The following is a 17,391-nucleotide window of genomic DNA, read 5'->3' on the forward strand; positions in this document are numbered from 1 at the left end:
CGCCCACGGCGCTGCCGGCAGCGCCGCCGACGCCGGCGCCGATGGCAGCGCCCGTGCTGCCGCCGATCTGCTCACCAACCACGCTGCCGAGCACGCCACCCAGGGCGCCACCGACGGCAGCTTCGGTATTGCTGCCGGCCAGCGCCAGACCGGGAGCCAGGACCAGGGACAGGGAGAGCGGCATAAGCAGTGCAGCGAGTTTCATGGTTCACCTTGCGGGGGGATTAATGACGCGCATGCTGCAGAGTCAGTCGGGCTAGCTCAAGCGGTAATTGCCGGGTCTGCGAGGGGCTTCACGCCCTCGATATCAGGCGCCGCCGACGCGGAACTCGCGGTGTGACGCGCAGTCGGTTCAGTGCCTGAGCCACGCCGGGCTGGTCGTTGCCGGCAAGCCGACAGCGGAGGGGTAGTCGAGGTGGATCAGTTGCCGCCGCTGTAATCCGGCGCGTTCGGCGATGGTCCCGAAATGTCGCTGGAACAGCGCGGCAAAGCTGCCATCAGCCTGAATCAGGCGCAGCCCTTCTTCGAAACGCTGCCTGAGGGCCTGATCCTGCCGGTTGAAGGTGAAGTACACGGGCATTGGGTAAGTCAGCGCCAGGCGCGGTTCAACCATCAGGTTCGGGTACTCGGGGTGGTGTTCCAGATCACCCCAGGCCTCGTGCAGGCCGCGGTGGTAATAGTCGAAACGGCCCTGACTGAGCATGGCCAGCAGGTTGTTCGGGTTGGCCATACCGACCACCGGCAGGCCATTGGCGGCAAACACGCTGAAGTCGCTCCACTGGCTGCCGAAGCCGCCGCGCAGCTGGCGCAGATCCTCCAACGTTTTTACCCGGGCGAAGCGCTCGGCCTGGTCGCGGCGGATCAGCAACAGGCGATAGCCGAGCATGCCCTGGTGCAGGTCCACGGGAATCACGGCAAAGTCGCGCAGTCGTTCAGCGGTCGGCGGGACGAAGGCGACATCCACCTGCTGACTCTGCAGCAGATGCAGGCAGCGCTCCTGCGGTGGGTCGGCCTGCTCGGGGCGGGCAATCTGACGGGCGCCGAAGGTGGCGGCGGTGCGCGCCAGAATCAGTTCGGTCAGCTCCAGACGGTAAGCGTACTTTTCCGGCGCATGCTGGCACAGACGCAGGTCGGCGGCCTGGCTGAGGCAGGAGCAGAGCAACAGCAGCGTTAGCCAGCAGGACTTGAACATGGCGGGTTTCAGCAGGAGCTGCGCAGTTGGCTGACCAGTTCAAGATAGTCCACCACCGCAGCAAACTCCTCGGTTTCCTTGGCCGGTTTGCGGCTGTCCGGCTGCTCGACCGCCAGCAGGTGGGCGACGCCGAACTGCCGGGCGCTGCGCAGAATCGGCAGGCTGTCGTCGATGAACAGCGTGCGTGCCGGGTCGAAGGGAAACTCCTGCTGCAGGGCGAACCAGAACTGTTGGTCTTCCTTGGGGAAGCCATAGTCATGGGAGCTGATCAGGCGGTCGAACCAGGGCGCCAGCTCGACCTTCTCCAGCTTCAGCGAGAGCGAGCCGCGGTGGGCGTTGGTGATCAGAGCCACGCGCTTGCCGGCGCTGCGCAGGGCGGCGAGGAAGGTGTCGGCGTGCGGGCGCAGTTGAATCAGGTGGTCCACTTCGCGCTTGAGCCGGGCGACATCCAGGCCCAGCTCGGCACTCCAGAAGTCCAGGCAGTACCACGTCAACTGCCCGGCGTGTTCGTGGAACAGCGGCAGCAGCTCGGCCTCGGCCTGTGCACGGTTGATGCCGTGGTGCGCGGCGTAGCGCTCGGGCAGGTGTTCGAGCCAGAAGTGGTTGTCGAAGTGCAGGTCGAGCAGGGTGCCGTCCATGTCGAGCAGGACGGTGTCGATGGCGGACCAGGGTAGCGTCGGCATGTGCGCAGTTCTTTGGCGGGCAGTCAGGCGCGCTATGATAGCGCGTCATTCAGGGAGAGCCCCATGCGCCAGAAGCCAACCGTGCTGGCCAGCGAAATCGTTGCCAGCAGCCGCCTGTTCCGCGTCGAGCAATTGCAATTGCGTTTCTCCAACGGCGTGGAGCGCACCTACGAGCGCCTGGCCAGCCGTGGTCACGGCCATGGCGCGGTGATGGTGGTGGCCATGGCCGACGCCGAGCATGCCGTGCTGGTGGAGGAATACTGCGCCGGCACCGACGACTACCAGCTGTCGCTGCCCAAGGGCCTGGTCGAGCCGGGTGAGGACGTGCTGCTGGCGGCCGATCGTGAGCTGAAGGAAGAAGCCGGTTTCGGCGCCCGCCAGCTGGAGCTGATCACCGAGCTGAGTCTGTCGCCCGGCTACATGAGCCAGAAGATTCAGGTGGTGCTGGCCCGCGACCTCTACGAGGAGCGCCTGCCCGGCGATGAACCGGAGCCGATGCGCGTCGACCGGGTCAGCCTGCGCGAGCTCTCCAGCCTGATCCAGCACCCGCAGTTTTCCGAGGGTCGCGCCCTCGCCGCGCTCTATCTGGTGCGCGACCTGCTGATGCAACGAGGAGAATTTCCGGCATGAGCCAGCAACTGTTTCCCGCCCTGATCGATCTGGTGCGCCGCGCCGGTGAGGCCACCCTGCCGTTCTGGCGCAACGACGTGGCGGTGACCGAAAAGTCCGATGCATCGCCGGTGACGGCCGCCGACCTGGCCGCCCATACCATTCTCGATGCCGGGCTGCGTGCCCTGGCGCCCGAGCTGCCGGTGCTTTCCGAAGAGGCCGCCGACATTGCCCTGAGCGAGCGGGCGGCATGGACCCACTGGTGGCTGGTCGATCCGCTGGACGGCACCAAGGAGTTCATCGCCGGCAGCGAAGAGTTCACCGTCAATGTCGCTCTGGTCGAGCAGGGCCGGGTGCTGCTCGGCGTGGTCGGCATTCCGGCCAGTGGCCGCGTCTACTACGGTGGCGCCGGTCTGGGCGCCTGGCGGGTTGATCCGGGGCAGGAGGCCGAGCGTCTCACGGTGCGTCTGAGCCCGGCCGAGGCCTTCACCGTGGTCGCCAGCCGGCGTCATTCCAGCCCGGCGCAGGAGCGCCTGCTGGCCGGTCTCAGTGAGCAGTTCGGTGATCTCGATCTGGTCAGCGTCGGCAGCTCGCTGAAGTTCTGCCAGCTGGCCGAAGGCAGCGCCGACTGTTACCCGCGTCTGGCGCCGACCTCGCAGTGGGACACCGCTGCGGCTCAGGGTGTGCTGGAAGGGGCGGGTGGCGAAGTGCTTGATCTCAAGGGCCAGGCCCTGACCTACGAGGCCCGCGAGAGTTTCCTCAACCCTTCGTTCCTCGCTTTGCCGCAGGCGGCTGCCTGGCGTGACGAGCTGATTCAGCTGGCGCGGGCGCTGGACTGATGAGCACGCCCGCCGAGTCTTTGCAGGCCCTGCTGTACGAGGAGATTCCCCTGTGCCGCGCGATGCAGGTTCGGGTTGAGCGCTGGCAGGACCATCAGCTGTGCCTGGGCCTGCCACTGGCAGCCAATGGCAACCCGCACGGTACCCAGTTTGGCGGCAGTCTCTATTGCGCCGCCCTGCTGGCCGGCTGGGGCTGGCTGCACCTGCGGCTGGCGGATAGCGGTCTGGCTGGCGCGGTGGTCATTCGCAACGCGCAGATCAGCTATCTGCTGCCACTGGAGGGGGATGCGCTGTCGCGTTGCAGTGCTCCCGCTGCCGAAGAGTGGCAGCGCTTTGTCGCGCTGTTTCAGCGTCGCGGCGTGGCCCGGCTGACCCTCAACAGCGAGGTGCTGGATGCTCAGGGGCGGGTGGCCGTGCAGTTCAGCGGGGAATACGTGCTGCAGCGCTGAGTGGTCAGAGGACCAGCTTGTAACCGATGAAGCCTAGCATGGTGGCCAGGCAGGGGCGCAGTACCAGATCAGGAATGCGTCCCGACAGGTGGCTGCCCAGGTAGATGCCGGGCAGCGAGCCCATCAGCAGGTAGCCCAGCAGTTGCCAGTCCATGTTGCCCATGCTGGCGTGGCCGAGGCCGGCAATCAGGGTCAGCGGCACGGCGTGGGCGATTTCGGTGCCGACCAGACGCTTGGTCACCAGGTACGGGTAGAGCAGAAAGAGTGCCACCGTGCCCAGCGCGCCGGCGCCAATCGAGGTGAGGGTAACCATAACGCCGAGCAGAATGCCGGTGCCCACGGTCAGGGCATTGAGGGTGCGGTCGCTGAGGTGGTAGTGATCGCCGGCATGGCGTTTGGCAAAGTCCAGCAGGCGTTGCTTGAACAGGATGGCCAGCGCGGTCAGCAGCAGCACATAGCCCAGGGCATGCTTGATCACCGCGTTCAGCGCTTCGGTATCGCTGTGCAGCGTGCTCAGCAGCCACAGGGTCAGTGCGGCTGCCGGCACGCTGCCCAGGGTCAGCCAACCGGTGATGCTCCAGTCGATGTTGCGGTTGCGATGATGGACAACAATGCCGCCGGACTTGGTGATGGCGGCATACAGCAGGTCGGTACCCACGGCCGTGGCCGGGTTGATGCCGAACCAGAGCAGGATCGGAGTCATCAGCGAGCCACCGCCCACGCCGGTCATGCCGACGATAAAGCCCACCACCAGGCCGGCGACGACGAAGCCGAGAAATCCGAAGTCCATGCTGCTCTACCTGCCGTTGCGGGGCTCGATGAGAAAGGCCGGCATCTTAGCAACGCTTGTTATGCGTTTTTAGACTGATTTGTTTTGTAACTATTCCTTAATCGTCTTTGCTGGTGTTCTGTGCCGGGCTGCCCGCTCCATCCCGGCGATCGTTCAGCTCTGGCTCAGGTCCGCATAGCCCGGGTTGGCGCTGAACTGAATCGGCTGGGCAAAGCCCGGTACACGGATCTGCTGCTGATCGATGGCCAGTTCGTGTTCGTCGATCAGTGCTTCGCCGAAGCGGTAGAGAATGCCCAAATCCCCTTGCAGGGCGCGCTGGTCATAGGCAGCGGCCTCGGCGCGGGTCTGCTCGCGGCGCTGGCGCCAGGCGGCCAGCGTGTCTTCGCCGTGACGGCGTTGCAGCAACTGCTCGACCAGGCACGGCGCCAGCACGGCGGCGCTGGCGTTGTTGCCGCCAAAGCCCTTGGAGTTGAGGAAGGCCACCTGCAGCGGCTGCTGGCGGTCGGCGGTGACGATCTCCAGGTGCTGGCGGTGCACATCGTCGGCTACCCGGTCGATGGTCTTGATCCCCGGCAGAATGCCGCTGGCGAAGGTTCCCAGCGCCGCGATCAGCTGGTCGGCACTGGCGGCGGCCAGGCTGTGGCCGACGTAGGCCTTGACCGCGGTGACCGGCCAGGACTCGATGGCGAACGCGCCGGCAATGCGGTCGAGCAGCTCGGACTCGGTCACGCGGTTGGCCGGGGTGCTGGAGCCGTGGGCATGCACGAAGCTGTGCTGGCGCACGGTTTCCGTGCCGACCAGCGCCATGGTGCTGGCCACGGCCTTGGCCAGGGTCAGGTAGTTGCCCGGGCCGGGGGCGGAAATCGACTTCTTGAAGCCGTCGGCATTGATGAACACATCCGGCACCGCACCGTGGATGTCGGCGCCCAGCTGCAGGGCCAGCTCGTCGTCCATCAGCACCACGTACTGGGTCGACTCGGCCAGGGTGAAGCCGCAGTTGTCGCCGAACGGGCGGCTGGCGCGGCGCAGGTCGACGGTCTCGCTGTCATCGCCGCTGCGCTGCTGGATCTGGCGCAGGGCATCTTCGGTGGCCAGCGCGCCCATGGCGCCGTAGCCGTCGATACACTCGGTGGTGATCGGCGCCTCACTGTTGCCGACGATGGCCACGCGGGTGCGTCCGCTCTGGATGCTCTCCACGGCTTTCTGCAGGTTGTAGAGGAAGGTGGCGCAGGCGCCGGTGACGCTGCCGGTGCTGCCGACGCTGCCCAGCACGTAGGCGTTGATGAAGTCCGCCGGCATGGTGTTGAGCCCCAGCGGCAGCTGCTTGGCGGTCACCCGGCCGCCCTTGAGACGCGACTGCAGCAGGCCGCCGTAGCCGTTCTCGTCGAGCTGGCTCATCACGCTGCCGGAGTATACGGCGATCTCGTCCGGGGCCACGGCGGCGCTGATGGTCGCCCACGGCAGGCCGATGGAGTGCAGGGCGTCGCTGGCGCCGACGATCGCCAGTTGCAGGCCACGCGGGTGGAAGCGCGAGGGGTAGAGCGCGGCGGGGTCGAAGCCGCTGGGCAACTGGCCGGCGGATTTCACCGGCAGGGCACGGAAGCTGTCGACCTTGATGTCGCAGCCGTCGTACAGGGTGACCTGCACCTCGGTGTCGTTGAGCGGCTCGACTATCCAGTCGCTGGGCAGCGGCTCGGGTAACTGCTTGCGCAGGGTGATGAAGACCAGCGGTTTGCCGGCGGTGCCGGTGACGGTGAGGTTCTTCTGCCAGTGCACCGCGTCGACATCCAGGTACTGCCTGTCGATGCGGCGGATCAGGGTGCCGGCGCGGATCTGCTCGCCGAAGCGGCTCTCCAGGGTGGCCAGGTCCAGTGGCTGGCCTTCGCCGTCGTGGTACTGACCGTCACGGTACACCACCAGACCCATCAGCACCGCCAGACCTGCCAGGGTCTGCTGACGCTGGTCGGCAGCGAGGCTGTCCAGAACGTAACGGCGGAAGCCGTGATGGAAGGAACTGCGACCGGCGGCGTTATAGCCCCCAAAGCCGACGATCACCGGTAGACGCGACATCAGACAACCACTCCCAGGCAAAACGGGCAGACGGCCGCGCGGGCGGCCGGTTAAGTGCCTAACCTGACGCAGGCCGTGACTGCAGAGTCACGCCCGCGACCAAGGTCGTACAGCCGCTGCGGCAGGCTTTTGCTAGGGTCGCACGCTGCGCAGATACCGCATCGGAGAGCCCGTGATGACCCCCTACAACCCCTATGAACTCGGCATGCCGCCGGTGGCCGCGAACTTTCAGGCGCTCAGCCCGCTGACCTTTCTCGAGCGCGCCGGCACCGTCTATCCGGAACGTCTGGCTCTGATCAACGGGCCGCTGCGACAGACCTGGGGGGAGACCTATGCGCGCTGTCGCCGGCTGGGTTCGGCGCTGGCGGCGCGGGGCATCGGGCTCGGTGATACCGTGGCGGTTCTGGCGCCCAACGGCCCGGCGATGTTCGAGGCGCACTTTGGCGTGCCCATGTGCGGCGCGGTGCTCAATGCCATCAACACCCGTCTGGATGCCGAAGCCATCGGTTTCATCCTGCAGCACGGCGAGGCCCGCGTGCTGCTGGTGGACAAGGAGTTCGGCGAGCTGGCGCTGCGCGCCGCCAGCCATATGGCTAAGCCGCCGCTGCTGATCGGCATCGACGATCCGACCTATGCCGAGGGCAAGCTGATCGGTCAGCTGGAATACGAGCAACTGCTCGCCGAAGGCGATCCCGAGGCGCCCTGGAGCCTGCCGGAGGACGAGTGGCAGGCCATCGCCCTGAACTACACCTCCGGCACCACCGGCAATCCCAAGGGCGTGGTCTACCACCACCGTGGCGCGCACCTGAACGCGCTGTCCAACATGATCAGCTGGGAGATGGGCCGTTTCCCTGTGTACCTGTGGACCCTGCCGATGTTCCACTGCAACGGCTGGTGTTTCCCCTGGGCCCTGGCCGCTGCGGTCGGCACCAGTGTGGCGTTGCGTCACGTGCGCGCCGAGGCCATCTACCCGGCGCTGGCCGAGCATGGCGTCGATCATTTCTGCGGCGCGCCCATCGTGCTGAACATGCTGGCCAATGCCAGTGACGAGCTGAAGGCGCTGAAGACCCGCCCGGTCAAGGCGATGACCGCCGGCGCGGCGCCGCCCGCGGCGGTGATCGAGGCCATGGAGGCGCTGGATTTCCGCGTCACCCACGTCTACGGCCTGACCGAAACCTATGGCCCCAGCGTGGTCTGTGCCTGGCAGGACGAGTGGGATGCGGCGCCGGCCGAGCAGCGTGCCCGGCTGAAGGCCCGTCAGGGTGTGCGCCAGTTGCTGCTCGACGGCCTGATGGTGGCCGACCCGGATACCCTGCAGCCGGTGCCCAAGGATGGTCAGACCCTCGGCGAGATCATGATGCGCGGCAATCTGGTGATGAAGGGCTACCTGAAGAACCCCAGCGCCACGGCCGAGGCTTTCGACGGCGGCTGGTTCCATTCCGGCGATCTGGCCGTGTGGCACCCCGATGGCTACGTGGAAATCCGCGACCGCAGCAAGGACATCATCATCTCCGGTGGCGAGAACATCTCCTCCATCGAGGTGGAGGATGCCCTCTACCGCCATCCGCTGATCCTCGAAGCTGCCGTGGTGGCCATGCCGCATGCCAAGTGGGGCGAGACCCCCTGTGCCTTCGTCACCCTGCGTGATGGTGCCAGCCTCTCGGCCGAGGAAGTGATCACCTGGTGCCAGCAGCACCTGGCGCGCTTCAAGGTGCCGGGGCAGGTGGTGTTCGCCAGCCTGCCCAAGACTTCCACCGGCAAGGTGCAGAAGTTCCTCCTGCGAGAACAGGCCAGGGCCATGGCTGCGGAGTTGGCGGTGGCCTGAGTCGTTGCTTTACCGGCGGGCGCTGGTGCAGTTGATCAGCGCCTGCTGGGCAAACTCGACGAACGCTGCCTCGTGCTGGCTCCAGTGCCAGTTGTCCAGACGCGGGCCCAGCAGTTGGCGGAAACCGCACAGGTCACTCTGCAGGCTCTGGTGCCAGCCGGGGTCATCGGGGAAGGCATCGAAGATCTGTTCGGCACTGAACAGGTAGAAGCTGAACAGGTTGTCCTGGCCAGCCTCGCGTGCCGGGCCTGAGGTCGAGCCGGGGAGGTCGGGTTCGGCCAGCTCGGGCTTCTCGATCACCAGCTTGAGGTATTCCTTGTAGGCGTCGCGGGCCGAGGCTTCGCGCTGGCTGGCCTCGCTGGCTCGTATCTGCCAGACCGCCACCAGCAAGCCGCCAATGGCCAGCAGCGCAGTGGCGATGGTGCTCAGGTGGGCGAGATGGCGCAGCAGTGCTCGGTCCATAGGGAGGCCTCGGTGATCACGTATCCACTGAGCCTAGTCGAGCCTGCTGTGGGCGGCCGCCCGAGGGCATCGGGCGGCCGCAGGGGATCAGGCCTCGGCCTGGGTGGCGGCGCGCTGGCCGGAGAGCAGGGCGCCGTGCACGGTGGCGAACATTTGCTTGTGGGTCGCCTCACCGGCGAAGAACACGCGGTTTGAGATAGGCGCGGCCAGGTCGTCGCGCATCGCCGGTTTGGAGCCCAGTTTGTAGAAGGAGTAGGCCCCGTAGCTGAACGGATCCTGGCTCCAGCGGGTGATCTGGAAACCGATTGGGTCGGGGATGCCGCTGCCGAACATCTGTTTCAGTCGCGTCATGGCGCCGGCGACGATCTGCGCATCGCTCCACGCCTCGATCTGCCCGCCGAAGTCGCCGGCGTTGAAGCCCAGCAGGATCGGCTGGCCGGTCAGCCGGGCCAGGTTCAGCCACTGGCTCCACTGGCCGTGCTGGGACAGCGGCGGGATATATTCCAGCCAGTCTTCCTGCGGCCAGAACTGGGTCGGGAAACGCAGGTAGCATTTGTTGAAGTTACCCATGCCGAGTTTGCTGATGGCGGTGGTCTTCTTGGTTGGCAGGGCCGGAGTGAATTTGATCGAGCCTTTCTTGAGTACGCCCAGCGGCACGGTAACGATGACGCGATCGGCGCTGAAGCTGCCCTTGTTGGTGGTGACCTTGACTGCAGCGGTGCTGGAGTCGATGGCGCTGACAACCTGCCCCAGTTGCACGTTGAGGCCGCGCGCCAGGTAGTTGACCAGGGTGCGGTAACCGTCGGCGAATACGGCGTCTTCGCCGTTGTAACCGCCCATGCTGTCGAACCAGTAGGTGGAGAGGTCATTGCGGCTGCCCGCGTACTCCTGCTCCACGGTGCTGTTGGTGATGAACGCCAGGAGCTGTTGGTCGCCTGTATCGAGGCTGGCCCAGTCCAGCTGGCTTTCTATGGTGTTGCGCACCGAGCGGTCGATGTCATCGTTCTGGCCCTGACCGATGGCCCACTCATGTTCGTCCTTGAGCGCGGCCAGGCGCGAGGCGCGGGTAGCGTTGATCGGTTTGCCGTCGACGTCATAGTCCACCACGCTGTCGTAGCTGGTGGTAATCAGTTGCGCACCGGCACTGCGGGCCAGTGGGGTGAGTGGATTGCCGTCCATTTCATGAATCCAGGAGGCCCCGAGATCGACAGGAGCGTCTGCCCAGGCGGCGCTGGTCCAGGTGCGGCCGCCTAGACGGTTGCGCGCTTCGAGCACGGTAACCTGATGGCCGCGCCCGGCCAGCTGGCTGGCCGCGGCCAGACCGGCGATGCCGGCGCCGATCACGATGACCCGCTTCGGGCTGGTGGTGGCGCCCAGAGTAGTCCGGCTGGCGGTTGCAGCTGCTGCCATGGCAGCTGCCAATCCGGCGTTTTTCAGCAAAGTGCGACGATTCATCGGGTAACGCTCCTGTCTTGTGCTTGTTGTCGGGGTTACTGCTGCGTGGCCGGGAAGGCCTCGTCATCGGGGTAGGGGAACCATTCCGGGTCGTCGATGGCCTGCGGGGCGATCATCACCATCTTCGAGCGGCGGAATTGCTCCAGCCCCTCGATGCCCAGTTCACGGCCCTGGCCGGTCATCTTGCGGCCGCCGAAGGGCACGCAATCGTTGTCGTTGAGCGGGGTGTTGACCCAGACGATGCCGGACTCGATCTCGTTCACCGCACGCATGGCTTCGGCGAGGTTCTCGGTGTAGATGTTGGCGCCCAGGCCGAATTCAGAGTCGTTGGCCAGGGCGATGGCCTCGTCCAGGCTGCGTACCTTGCACACCGGCGCCAGCGGGCCGAAGCACTCGCCGTGCATGATGTCCATCGCGTGGCTGACCTCCAGCACCGTGGGTTCGAAGAACCAGCCCTGCTCGCGGTCTGCCGGGCGCTTGCCGCCGCAGACGATGCGCGCGCCCTGTTCCACGGCACGGGCCACGATGTTCTCTACCCGCGCCCGCTCACGGGCCGACGCCAGCGGGCCGATGTCCACGCACTCCAGACCGTTGCCGATGCGCAGCTTGCGGGCCTCGGCCGCCAAGGCGCTGACGAAGCGGTCGTAGACATCTTCATGCACATAGAAGCGCTCGGCCGAGGTGCACACCTGACCGCAGTTGAGGAAGGCGGCGAAGGCGGCACCACGGGCGACGATCTCCACCGGCGACGAGGGCATGACGATGAACGGGTCGTTGCCGGAGGCTTCGATCAGCACCGGCTTGAAGCGCAGCGCGGCGCTCTGCGCCACTGCCTGACCGGCCGGCACGCTGCCGGTGAAGGCCACGGCATGGGTGTGTGGGTGCGCCACCAGATGGCGGCCGACGTTGGCACCACCGGTCAGGCACTGCACCAGCCCGGCTGGCAGATGATCGAAGGCCTGCATGACCAGCAGCAGGGTCAGCGAGGTCAGCTCCGACGGTTTGACGATGATGGCGTTGCCGGCGGCCAGCGAGGCTGCGGCCTGCCAGCCGAACAGCAGCACCGGGAAGTTGTAGGGCACGATGGAAACCACGGTGCCCAGCGGCTCCTTGATGGTCATGTGCAGCTGACCGGCGATGGCCGGGCCGGCCACGCGGCCGTGTTCCTGACGGGCCAGTTCGGCGTAGTAGCGGAAGGCCGAGGCCGAGGCGCCAGCCTCCCACTCGGCCTCGCGGTAGGGTTTGCCCATCTCGCGGGTCAGGCATTCGCCCACCTGGGCGCTGAGTTCGCCGAGACGGTCGGCGACCCGGTGCAGGGCGTCGGCGCGCTCCAGAGCGCTGAGCGCCCACCAGCCCTTCTGGGCCTGATTGGCCAAGGCAATGGCCTGTTCCATCTCGGCCTCGGTGGCCTCGGCATAGCTGCCGATTTCGGCTTCGGTAGCCGGGTCGATGATGGCCACGCGGGCGCCGTTACCGGGCAGGTACTGGCCATCGACGAAATGTTGGGCGGAGCGTTCGAGCATCAGGGTGGCTGTGGGTGTCATGTGGGGACTTCTCTCTTGTTGTGGGGATCAGGCCAGGCGGTCTTGCAGGCCGTAGTGCAGGTAAGCCAGTTGCAGGCCCAGGCGCTGCTGCCAGGCCCGGCCGGGCAGGCGCCCCGGCAGGTTGCGGAACACCGCGCACTGCTCGCGGGTGCTGAGTGGCTGGCCGGCGATGGCGCGGGCCAGGGTGCGGCCCATCCAGGGCATGGTGTTGACCCCGGAGCCGAAGCAGCCCAGGGTGAACAGCACGCTGGGATCGTCATCCAGGCGGCCCCAGCTGGGCACCAGCTTGCGGGTCACGGACACCAGGCCACGCCAGAAATAGTCCACCGGCAGCGGACCGGCGTCCGGAAACTTGCGTGCGATCAGGGCGTGCAGGGCCGCCTGCATGCGCGCATCGCGCTGCGGGTCGCCCCAGGTGTCGCTGCGCGCGCCGAGCAGCAGGCGGTTGTCCGGCAGGCGCCGGTAGTAGGTCACCAACATGCGGGTGTCGGACATCGGGCTCAGGTTGTTCAGGCCGATGGCCTGCCATTGCGCCTCGCTCAGCGGAGCCGTGACGAGAATGTTGGAAATGGCCGGGAGGGCTCGATGGCGGAGTCCGGCGGGCTCCTCGCCATCGCGATAGCCGTTGGTGGCGACCACCACCTGACGGGCGCGGACCTGTCCCTGCGGCGTCTGCAGAACGTGCCAGGCACCATCCTTGCGCCACTGCTGCATGGGGCTGCGGGCATACAGGCTGGCGCCATGGCGACGGGCGGCCGTGGCCAGTCCCAGGGTCAGCTGCATGGGATCGATGCCGCCGCCCTCGGTCATGTGCAGGGCGCCGAACTGATCAGGGCCGTCGTGACCTATCTCGGCAAAGGCCTCGCGACTGAGGGTCTGGCAGGGAATGCCGGCCTGGCGCAGCCAGCGGCCTTCTTCATCCAGTTCAGCCAGCGCACCGCGCGAGTGTGCGACCTGGAAAATGCCTCTGCCGCAGGCATCCAGCTCAAACTGCTCGCTCTGCGCCAGTTCATAGACCAGGGCCTGCCCTTCACGCTGGGCTTCGAAGAAGGCGCGGGCTTCGGCTTCCGGCCAACGGCGGAATACCTCGGCGGCCGCCAGCTTGCAGGCGGGCAGGGTGTTGAAGCCGGCATTGCGCCCACTGGCGCCCCAGCCGATATCGCCGGCCTCCAGCACCGTTGTGTCGAGTCCGTGGTCGCGGCTCAAGTGCAGCGCACAGGAGAGGCCTGTATAGCCGCCACCGATGATGGCGACGTCGGTCTGGATATCAGCCTGCAGGGCCTCCAGATGGGGCGCTGGGTTCTGTGCCGCCCAGTAGCTGGTGTGGTACTGGCGGCGGTCGTACAGGCTGGGGTGGAAAATCATGGCGCTCATAGGGTCTCCGCGCTGGCGGTACTGCGTGGGGGCAGCATGCGAGTCGCTCCTCGGGGCTACAACCTGTGTTTTCTGTGCTAGGTTGTTAAAAAAACTAATAGCTGGAGAGCAGCATGGCTGTGCACCGCTTGCCACCCCTGAATGCCGTGCGTGCCTTTGAGGCCGCTGCCCGTCTGGGTAGCTACGTGGCCGCCGCGCAGGAGCTGCATGTCACCCAGCCGGCTATCGGCAGGCATGTGAAGGCGCTGGAAGAGCGTCTGCAGACGCAGCTGTTTCAGCGCACGCCGCGTGGCGTGGTGCTGACCGAGGACGGCTGGCGTTACTTCGAACAGGTCAGCGCCGCGCTGACGCAGATCGCCGAGGCTTCCTACGAGCTGACCTCCCGCGCCCAGCAGCGTTGGTTGCGCCTGCTGGTAGTGCCGGGGTTCGCCGGGCGCTGGTTACGGCATCACCTGGCCGAGTTTCGTGCGTTGCACCCCGGCATCCGCATCGCCCTGGAGCCGAATCCATCCTTCCGCGAGGTGACGGCTGAGCGTGCCGATCTGGGCGTCGCGTTTGGCGATGGCGAGGAGTTTGCTGGTCCACGGGAGGTATTGGTGCAGCCGCAGATCTTTCCGGTCTGTTCACCGGCGTTTCTGCTTGAACACGGGCCGCTGACGAGGGTTGAAGACCTGCTGCGTCTGCCTCTGCTGCACGAGGACGACGGCTACTGGTGGGGCGCCTGGCTGCAGAGCCAGGGGCTGCGTGCGCGGCTGAGCAGCGAGATGTCCTATGTCAGTGCCGATCAGGTGATCGACCTGGCGCTGGCCGGTGCCGGGGTGGCGCTGACCAATGGCCTGCTGGTCGAGGAGGAGCTGGCCAGCGGCCGGCTGGTGCGTCCGCTGGCTAATCAGGCGGTGCTGGAAGGCTACCTGTTGCTGAGCCCCGTGGGAGGCCTGAAACCGGAAGCCAAGCTGTTCCGTCAGTGGCTGTTCGATAAGCTGGCCAATCTCCAGGTATGACTTTTTCTAATAGCCAGGTACCCTAATCGCGTGTTGTGGCGAAGGGGATCGCTCTCCTAATGTCTGGCTGTCCCGACCCCATCGCGAGAGCCTCCATGAAGTCACGATCCTCCGCCCTTTGCCGTGCGTTTCTGGCCAGTGCCCTGTCTCTGGGTGTGCTGAGCGCTCAGGCTGCTTCACAGTCACTGAATGTCCTCAACTGGTCGGAGCTGATCCCGGTCGAGGTGCAGAAGGCCTATGCCCAGCAGACTTCAACCGAGATGACCTACGACATTCTCGACAGCGATGACACGCTGGAGAGCAAGCTCTTGACCGGTAACTCGGGTTACGACGTGGTTTATCCGTCCTCCTCCTACATGGCCAAGCAGATCAAGGCCGGGGCTTACGAGCCGCTGGACTGGTCGAAGATTCCCAACCGTGTGCACCTGGACCCGGTGTTGCTGAAGAAGGTCGAACTGCATGACCTGGGTAACCGCTACGGTGTGCCCTTTCTCTGGGGCACCAACGGCATTCTGGTCAACGTCAAACAGGTGCGGGCCATCCTCGGCGAGGACTTTGACCTGAACACCCAGGCTCTGCTGTTCGATCCGCTGGTGGTGAGCAAGCTGGCCAAGTGCGGCGTGTCTTTCCTCGATTCGCCACAGGATGTGTTCACCATGGTGCTGGCGTATCTGGGGCGTGATCCCAACAGCAACGATATCGAGGACTACAAGGCCGCTTACATGCAGCTGCAGCGCGTCTGGCCGCATATCAAGCAGGTAAACTCGACCTATCGGGATCAGATCACCCGTGGTGACATCTGTGTGGCCATGGCCTGGAGTGGTGATGCCGGGGTGGTCAATCGCATCGTCCGCGAGAACAAGCTGGACATGGATATCCGTTACATCACGCCCAAGGGCCAGACGCCCATCTGGTTCACCATGATGGGGATTCCCAAGGATGCGCGGAACAAAGACGCGGCCTATCAGTGGATCAACTATCTGCTCGATCCCAAGGTGGCGACCCAGGTGACCGAGTACAACAGTTACCCGAGTTCGGTGCAGGAGGCGCAGGAAGCCAGCCGCGCGATTCAGGACGGTCGTTATGCGCCTAGTGAAGCCGAGATCCGCAGCTTCTATGTTTCGGGCACGATCGGGCCGAAAACGATCAAAGTGATGACCAAATACTGGCGGCGCCTGTACAGCAACTAATCTGTGTGTGGGAGTGTTCCAAAGCAGCTTGCCCCGCCTTGTGCGGGGCTTTTTTGCGAGGGTGGTATGACGATCAAACGACGTGATTTCCTCAACGGTGCGGCCCTGGCGGTGGGCGCCGGTCTGCTGCCCTGGCAACTGGTCCGGGCCGCGCAGACGCAGCAGGCCGGCTATCCGCCGGCGCTGACCGGTTTGCGCGGCAGCCATCCCGGCAGCTTCGAGGTGGCTCACCAGATGGGCTGGGAAAAGAAGGTGTTCGACACCGACAAACTGCCCATACAGGAGGAGTACGACCTGGTGGTGGTCGGCGCCGGTATCAGCGGTCTGGCCGCGGCCTGGTTCTACCGCGAGCGGCACCCGCAGGCGCGCATCCTGCTGCTGGACAATCACGATGACTTCGGTGGGCATGCCAAGCGCAACGAGTTTCGTGCCGGAGGCCGGCTGATTCTGGGCTATGGCGGCAGCGAATCGCTGGACTCACCCAAAGCCAATTTCAGCGATCAGGTATACCGCCTGTTGCAGGCGCTGGGTGTGCGTCTGGATCGTTTCGATCAGGCCTATCAGCACCGGCTGTATGAGGAACTGGACAGCGCGGTGTTCTTCGACCAGCAGACTTTTGGTGAAGACCGGCTGGTGGTGGGTGAGCCCGATGCGGAGGCTGAGGATGAACCGGACTGGGCGGGTTTTATCGGGCGCTTTCCGCTGGCGGAGGCTGATCGCGAGGCGTTGCGGGCGCTATACGAGGACGAGGAAGACTACCTCGCAAAGATGCCCGCCGATGAGCGTGAGGATTACCTGGCCAGCCTGAGCTACCGCGACTATCTCAAGCGGCACGTGGGGCTGTCGGAAACGGCCATTGCCTATTTCCAGCAACGCTCCAGTGATGAGTACGGCTATCGCATCGACTTTCTTCCTGCCAGTTATGCCCGGTATGCCGGGTACCCCGGATTTGCCGGGCTGGGGCTGGAGGAGGATGAAGGCGAGGAGGAGCCCTATATCTACCACTTCCCCGATGGCAACGCCGGCGTGGCGCGCCTGCTGGTGCGTGACCTGATTCCGGGCGTGGCGCCAGGGAGCGGCATGGACGATGTGGTGCTCGCTGTCTTCGACTACGGCCGACTGGATGTGCCCGGGCAGGCGGTGCGGTTGCGGTTGTCGAGCACCGCCGTCAGCGTGCGCAACCGTGACGAGGGGGTGGATGTCGGCTACAGCCGCGGCGGGCAGCTCTACCGTGTGCGCGGGCGTCACTGCGTGCTGGCCTGCTACAACATGCTGATTCCCTACATCCTGCGCGACTTGCCGGCGGCGCAGGCCAAGGCGTTGAGCCAGAACGTCAAGCTGCCATTGGTGTACGCCAATGTGGTGATTCGTGACTGGACCAGCTGGACCAAGCTGGGCATGCAGGAGGTCTATTCACCGGGGATGCCATTCTCGGTGGTCAAGCTCGACTACCCGGTAGACCTCGGTGGGTACCGCGCGCCGCGCGATCCGCAGCAGCCGATCTGCCTGCACATGGTGCAGGTGCCGCATGCGGCGGGCGTCGGACCAGACCTGCGCACCCAGGCACGGGCAGCGCGCATGCAGATCTATACCACCAGCTTCGAGCAGTACGAGGCGCAGATCCGCGACCAGTTGCAACGCCTGCTGGGCAAAGCCGGTTTCGACAGCCAGCGCGATATCCTGGCCATCACCGTCAACCGCTGGCCCCATGGCTATTCCTACTACACCAACTCGTTGTTTGACGGTCCGGACGGCGGCGAAGCGGTGATGAAAGCCGCCCGCCAGCCGCTGGGCCGCGTGGCCATCGCCAACTCCGATGCGGGATGGGACCCGTACCTGCACGGTGCCGTCGATCAGGCGTGGCGTGCGGTGGGCGAGCTGGGCTGATGGCGGAACCCGGGGCCGCCA

15 protein-coding genes and 1 pseudogene are annotated in these 17,391 nt (G+C 65.7%); 7 read left to right on the forward strand and 9 right to left on the reverse strand.

Going from position 1 to position 17,391, the window contains the following annotated elements:
* The 3 genes and pseudogenes from CK486_RS14455 to yrfG all read right to left on the reverse strand — a co-directional run.
* A pseudogene (locus tag CK486_RS14455) lies at positions 1-205 on the reverse strand (hypothetical protein); the annotation flags it as partial.
* A 147-nt stretch (positions 206-352) separates the two neighbouring features.
* Positions 353-1,192 carry an ABC transporter substrate-binding protein gene (locus CK486_RS14460; protein WP_095941019.1) on the reverse strand — a complete coding sequence of 280 codons (840 nt, stop codon included), beginning with the start codon at positions 1,190-1,192 and terminating at the stop codon, positions 353-355.
* Positions 1,193-1,200: 8 nt separating this feature from the next.
* A complete protein-coding gene (gene yrfG / locus CK486_RS14465; protein WP_095941020.1) occupies positions 1,201-1,875 on the reverse strand; it encodes a GMP/IMP nucleotidase in 675 nt (224 codons plus the stop codon).
* Between the two features lie 63 nt (positions 1,876-1,938).
* Between yrfG and nudE the strand changes: the two genes are divergently transcribed.
* The 3 genes from nudE to CK486_RS14480 are packed head-to-tail and all read left to right on the forward strand — an operon-like array spanning position 1,939 to position 3,772.
* Positions 1,939-2,505: an ADP compounds hydrolase NudE gene (gene nudE / locus CK486_RS14470; protein ID WP_095941021.1), complete on the forward strand. Its 567-nt coding sequence runs from the start codon at positions 1,939-1,941 to the stop codon at positions 2,503-2,505.
* The gene (gene cysQ / locus CK486_RS14475; RefSeq protein ID WP_095941022.1) at positions 2,502-3,323 is read left to right on the forward strand and encodes a 3'(2'),5'-bisphosphate nucleotidase CysQ; all 822 of its coding nucleotides are present in this window, start codon (positions 2,502-2,504) and stop codon (positions 3,321-3,323) included. The genes nudE and cysQ overlap by 4 nt, the downstream gene beginning before the upstream one ends.
* Positions 3,323-3,772 carry a YiiD C-terminal domain-containing protein gene (locus tag CK486_RS14480; RefSeq protein ID WP_095941023.1) on the forward strand — a complete coding sequence of 150 codons (450 nt, stop codon included), beginning with the start codon at positions 3,323-3,325 and terminating at the stop codon, positions 3,770-3,772. Before cysQ ends, CK486_RS14480 begins: the two co-directional genes overlap by 1 nt.
* A 4-nt stretch (positions 3,773-3,776) precedes the next feature.
* On the opposite strand, the gene CK486_RS14485 is transcribed toward CK486_RS14480, so the two are convergent.
* Positions 3,777-4,562, reverse strand: coding sequence for a sulfite exporter TauE/SafE family protein (locus CK486_RS14485; protein WP_095941024.1), 786 nt, complete (start codon positions 4,560-4,562; stop codon positions 3,777-3,779).
* Between the two features lie 153 nt (positions 4,563-4,715).
* The gene (locus tag CK486_RS14490) at positions 4,716-6,632 is read right to left on the reverse strand and encodes a beta-ketoacyl synthase (protein ID WP_095941025.1); all 1,917 of its coding nucleotides are present in this window, start codon (positions 6,630-6,632) and stop codon (positions 4,716-4,718) included.
* Between the two features lie 175 nt (positions 6,633-6,807).
* Between CK486_RS14490 and CK486_RS14495 the strand changes: the two genes are divergently transcribed.
* Entirely contained in the window at positions 6,808-8,457 is a 1,650-nt protein-coding gene (locus CK486_RS14495; protein ID WP_095941026.1) for an acyl-CoA synthetase, read from the forward strand.
* Positions 8,458-8,466: 9 nt separating this feature from the next.
* On the opposite strand, the gene CK486_RS14500 is transcribed toward CK486_RS14495, so the two are convergent.
* The 4 genes from CK486_RS14500 to CK486_RS14515 form a co-directional block, all read right to left on the reverse strand.
* On the reverse strand, positions 8,467-8,919 hold the full coding sequence (locus CK486_RS14500; RefSeq protein WP_095941027.1) for a hypothetical protein: 453 nt from the start codon (positions 8,917-8,919) through the stop codon (positions 8,467-8,469).
* 87 nt (positions 8,920-9,006) lie between these two features.
* The gene (locus tag CK486_RS14505) at positions 9,007-10,374 is read right to left on the reverse strand and encodes an NAD(P)/FAD-dependent oxidoreductase (protein WP_095941028.1); all 1,368 of its coding nucleotides are present in this window, start codon (positions 10,372-10,374) and stop codon (positions 9,007-9,009) included.
* A gap of 35 nt (positions 10,375-10,409) precedes the next feature.
* Positions 10,410-11,918, reverse strand: a complete 1,509-nt coding sequence (locus CK486_RS14510; RefSeq protein ID WP_095941029.1) for an aldehyde dehydrogenase — start codon at positions 11,916-11,918, stop codon at positions 10,410-10,412.
* Between the two features lie 27 nt (positions 11,919-11,945).
* The gene (locus tag CK486_RS14515) at positions 11,946-13,292 is read right to left on the reverse strand and encodes an FAD-binding oxidoreductase (RefSeq protein ID WP_095941030.1); all 1,347 of its coding nucleotides are present in this window, start codon (positions 13,290-13,292) and stop codon (positions 11,946-11,948) included.
* A gap of 113 nt (positions 13,293-13,405) precedes the next feature.
* Here CK486_RS14515 and CK486_RS14520 point away from each other — a divergent pair, with 113 nt between their 5' ends.
* The 3 genes from CK486_RS14520 (at position 13,406) to CK486_RS14530 (ending at position 17,370) form a co-directional block, all read left to right on the forward strand.
* The gene (locus CK486_RS14520) at positions 13,406-14,293 is read left to right on the forward strand and encodes a LysR substrate-binding domain-containing protein (RefSeq protein WP_095941031.1); all 888 of its coding nucleotides are present in this window, start codon (positions 13,406-13,408) and stop codon (positions 14,291-14,293) included.
* 95 nt (positions 14,294-14,388) lie between these two features.
* On the forward strand, positions 14,389-15,483 hold the full coding sequence (locus CK486_RS14525) for an extracellular solute-binding protein (protein ID WP_176481720.1): 1,095 nt from the start codon (positions 14,389-14,391) through the stop codon (positions 15,481-15,483).
* A 66-nt stretch (positions 15,484-15,549) separates the two neighbouring features.
* Positions 15,550-17,370: an NAD(P)/FAD-dependent oxidoreductase gene (locus tag CK486_RS14530; RefSeq protein WP_095941033.1), complete on the forward strand. Its 1,821-nt coding sequence runs from the start codon at positions 15,550-15,552 to the stop codon at positions 17,368-17,370.
* Positions 17,371-17,391: the final 21 nt, after the last annotated feature.

It is taken from the genome of Pseudomonas sp. HAR-UPW-AIA-41 (assembly GCF_002304225.1).
Taxonomy (GTDB): Bacteria; Pseudomonadota; Gammaproteobacteria; order Pseudomonadales; family Pseudomonadaceae; genus Aquipseudomonas.

What these genes read in the sequence shown, in the direction of transcription:
- CK486_RS14505 (WP_095941028.1), bottom strand. Translation starts at nt 10,374, where the DNA reads ATGAATCGTCGCACTTTGCTGAAAAACGCCGGATTGGCAGCTGCCATG.
- CK486_RS14495 (WP_095941026.1), top strand. Translation starts at nt 6,808, where the DNA reads ATGACCCCCTACAACCCCTATGAACTCGGCATGCCGCCGGTGGCCGCG.
- CK486_RS14490 (WP_095941025.1), bottom strand. Translation starts at nt 6,632, where the DNA reads ATGTCGCGTCTACCGGTGATCGTCGGCTTTGGGGGCTATAACGCCGCC.
- CK486_RS14480 (WP_095941023.1), top strand. Translation starts at nt 3,323, where the DNA reads ATGAGCACGCCCGCCGAGTCTTTGCAGGCCCTGCTGTACGAGGAGATT.
- CK486_RS14515 (WP_095941030.1), bottom strand. Translation starts at nt 13,292, where the DNA reads ATGAGCGCCATGATTTTCCACCCCAGCCTGTACGACCGCCGCCAGTAC.
- CK486_RS14530 (WP_095941033.1), top strand. Translation starts at nt 15,550, where the DNA reads ATGACGATCAAACGACGTGATTTCCTCAACGGTGCGGCCCTGGCGGTG.
- nudE (WP_095941021.1), top strand. Translation starts at nt 1,939, where the DNA reads ATGCGCCAGAAGCCAACCGTGCTGGCCAGCGAAATCGTTGCCAGCAGC.
- CK486_RS14525 (WP_176481720.1), top strand. Translation starts at nt 14,389, where the DNA reads ATGAAGTCACGATCCTCCGCCCTTTGCCGTGCGTTTCTGGCCAGTGCC.
- CK486_RS14485 (WP_095941024.1), bottom strand. Translation starts at nt 4,562, where the DNA reads ATGGACTTCGGATTTCTCGGCTTCGTCGTCGCCGGCCTGGTGGTGGGC.
- CK486_RS14500 (WP_095941027.1), bottom strand. Translation starts at nt 8,919, where the DNA reads ATGGACCGAGCACTGCTGCGCCATCTCGCCCACCTGAGCACCATCGCC.
- cysQ (WP_095941022.1), top strand. Translation starts at nt 2,502, where the DNA reads ATGAGCCAGCAACTGTTTCCCGCCCTGATCGATCTGGTGCGCCGCGCC.
- CK486_RS14520 (WP_095941031.1), top strand. Translation starts at nt 13,406, where the DNA reads ATGGCTGTGCACCGCTTGCCACCCCTGAATGCCGTGCGTGCCTTTGAG.
- yrfG (WP_095941020.1), bottom strand. Translation starts at nt 1,875, where the DNA reads ATGCCGACGCTACCCTGGTCCGCCATCGACACCGTCCTGCTCGACATG.
- CK486_RS14510 (WP_095941029.1), bottom strand. Translation starts at nt 11,918, where the DNA reads ATGACACCCACAGCCACCCTGATGCTCGAACGCTCCGCCCAACATTTC.
- CK486_RS14460 (WP_095941019.1), bottom strand. Translation starts at nt 1,192, where the DNA reads ATGTTCAAGTCCTGCTGGCTAACGCTGCTGTTGCTCTGCTCCTGCCTC.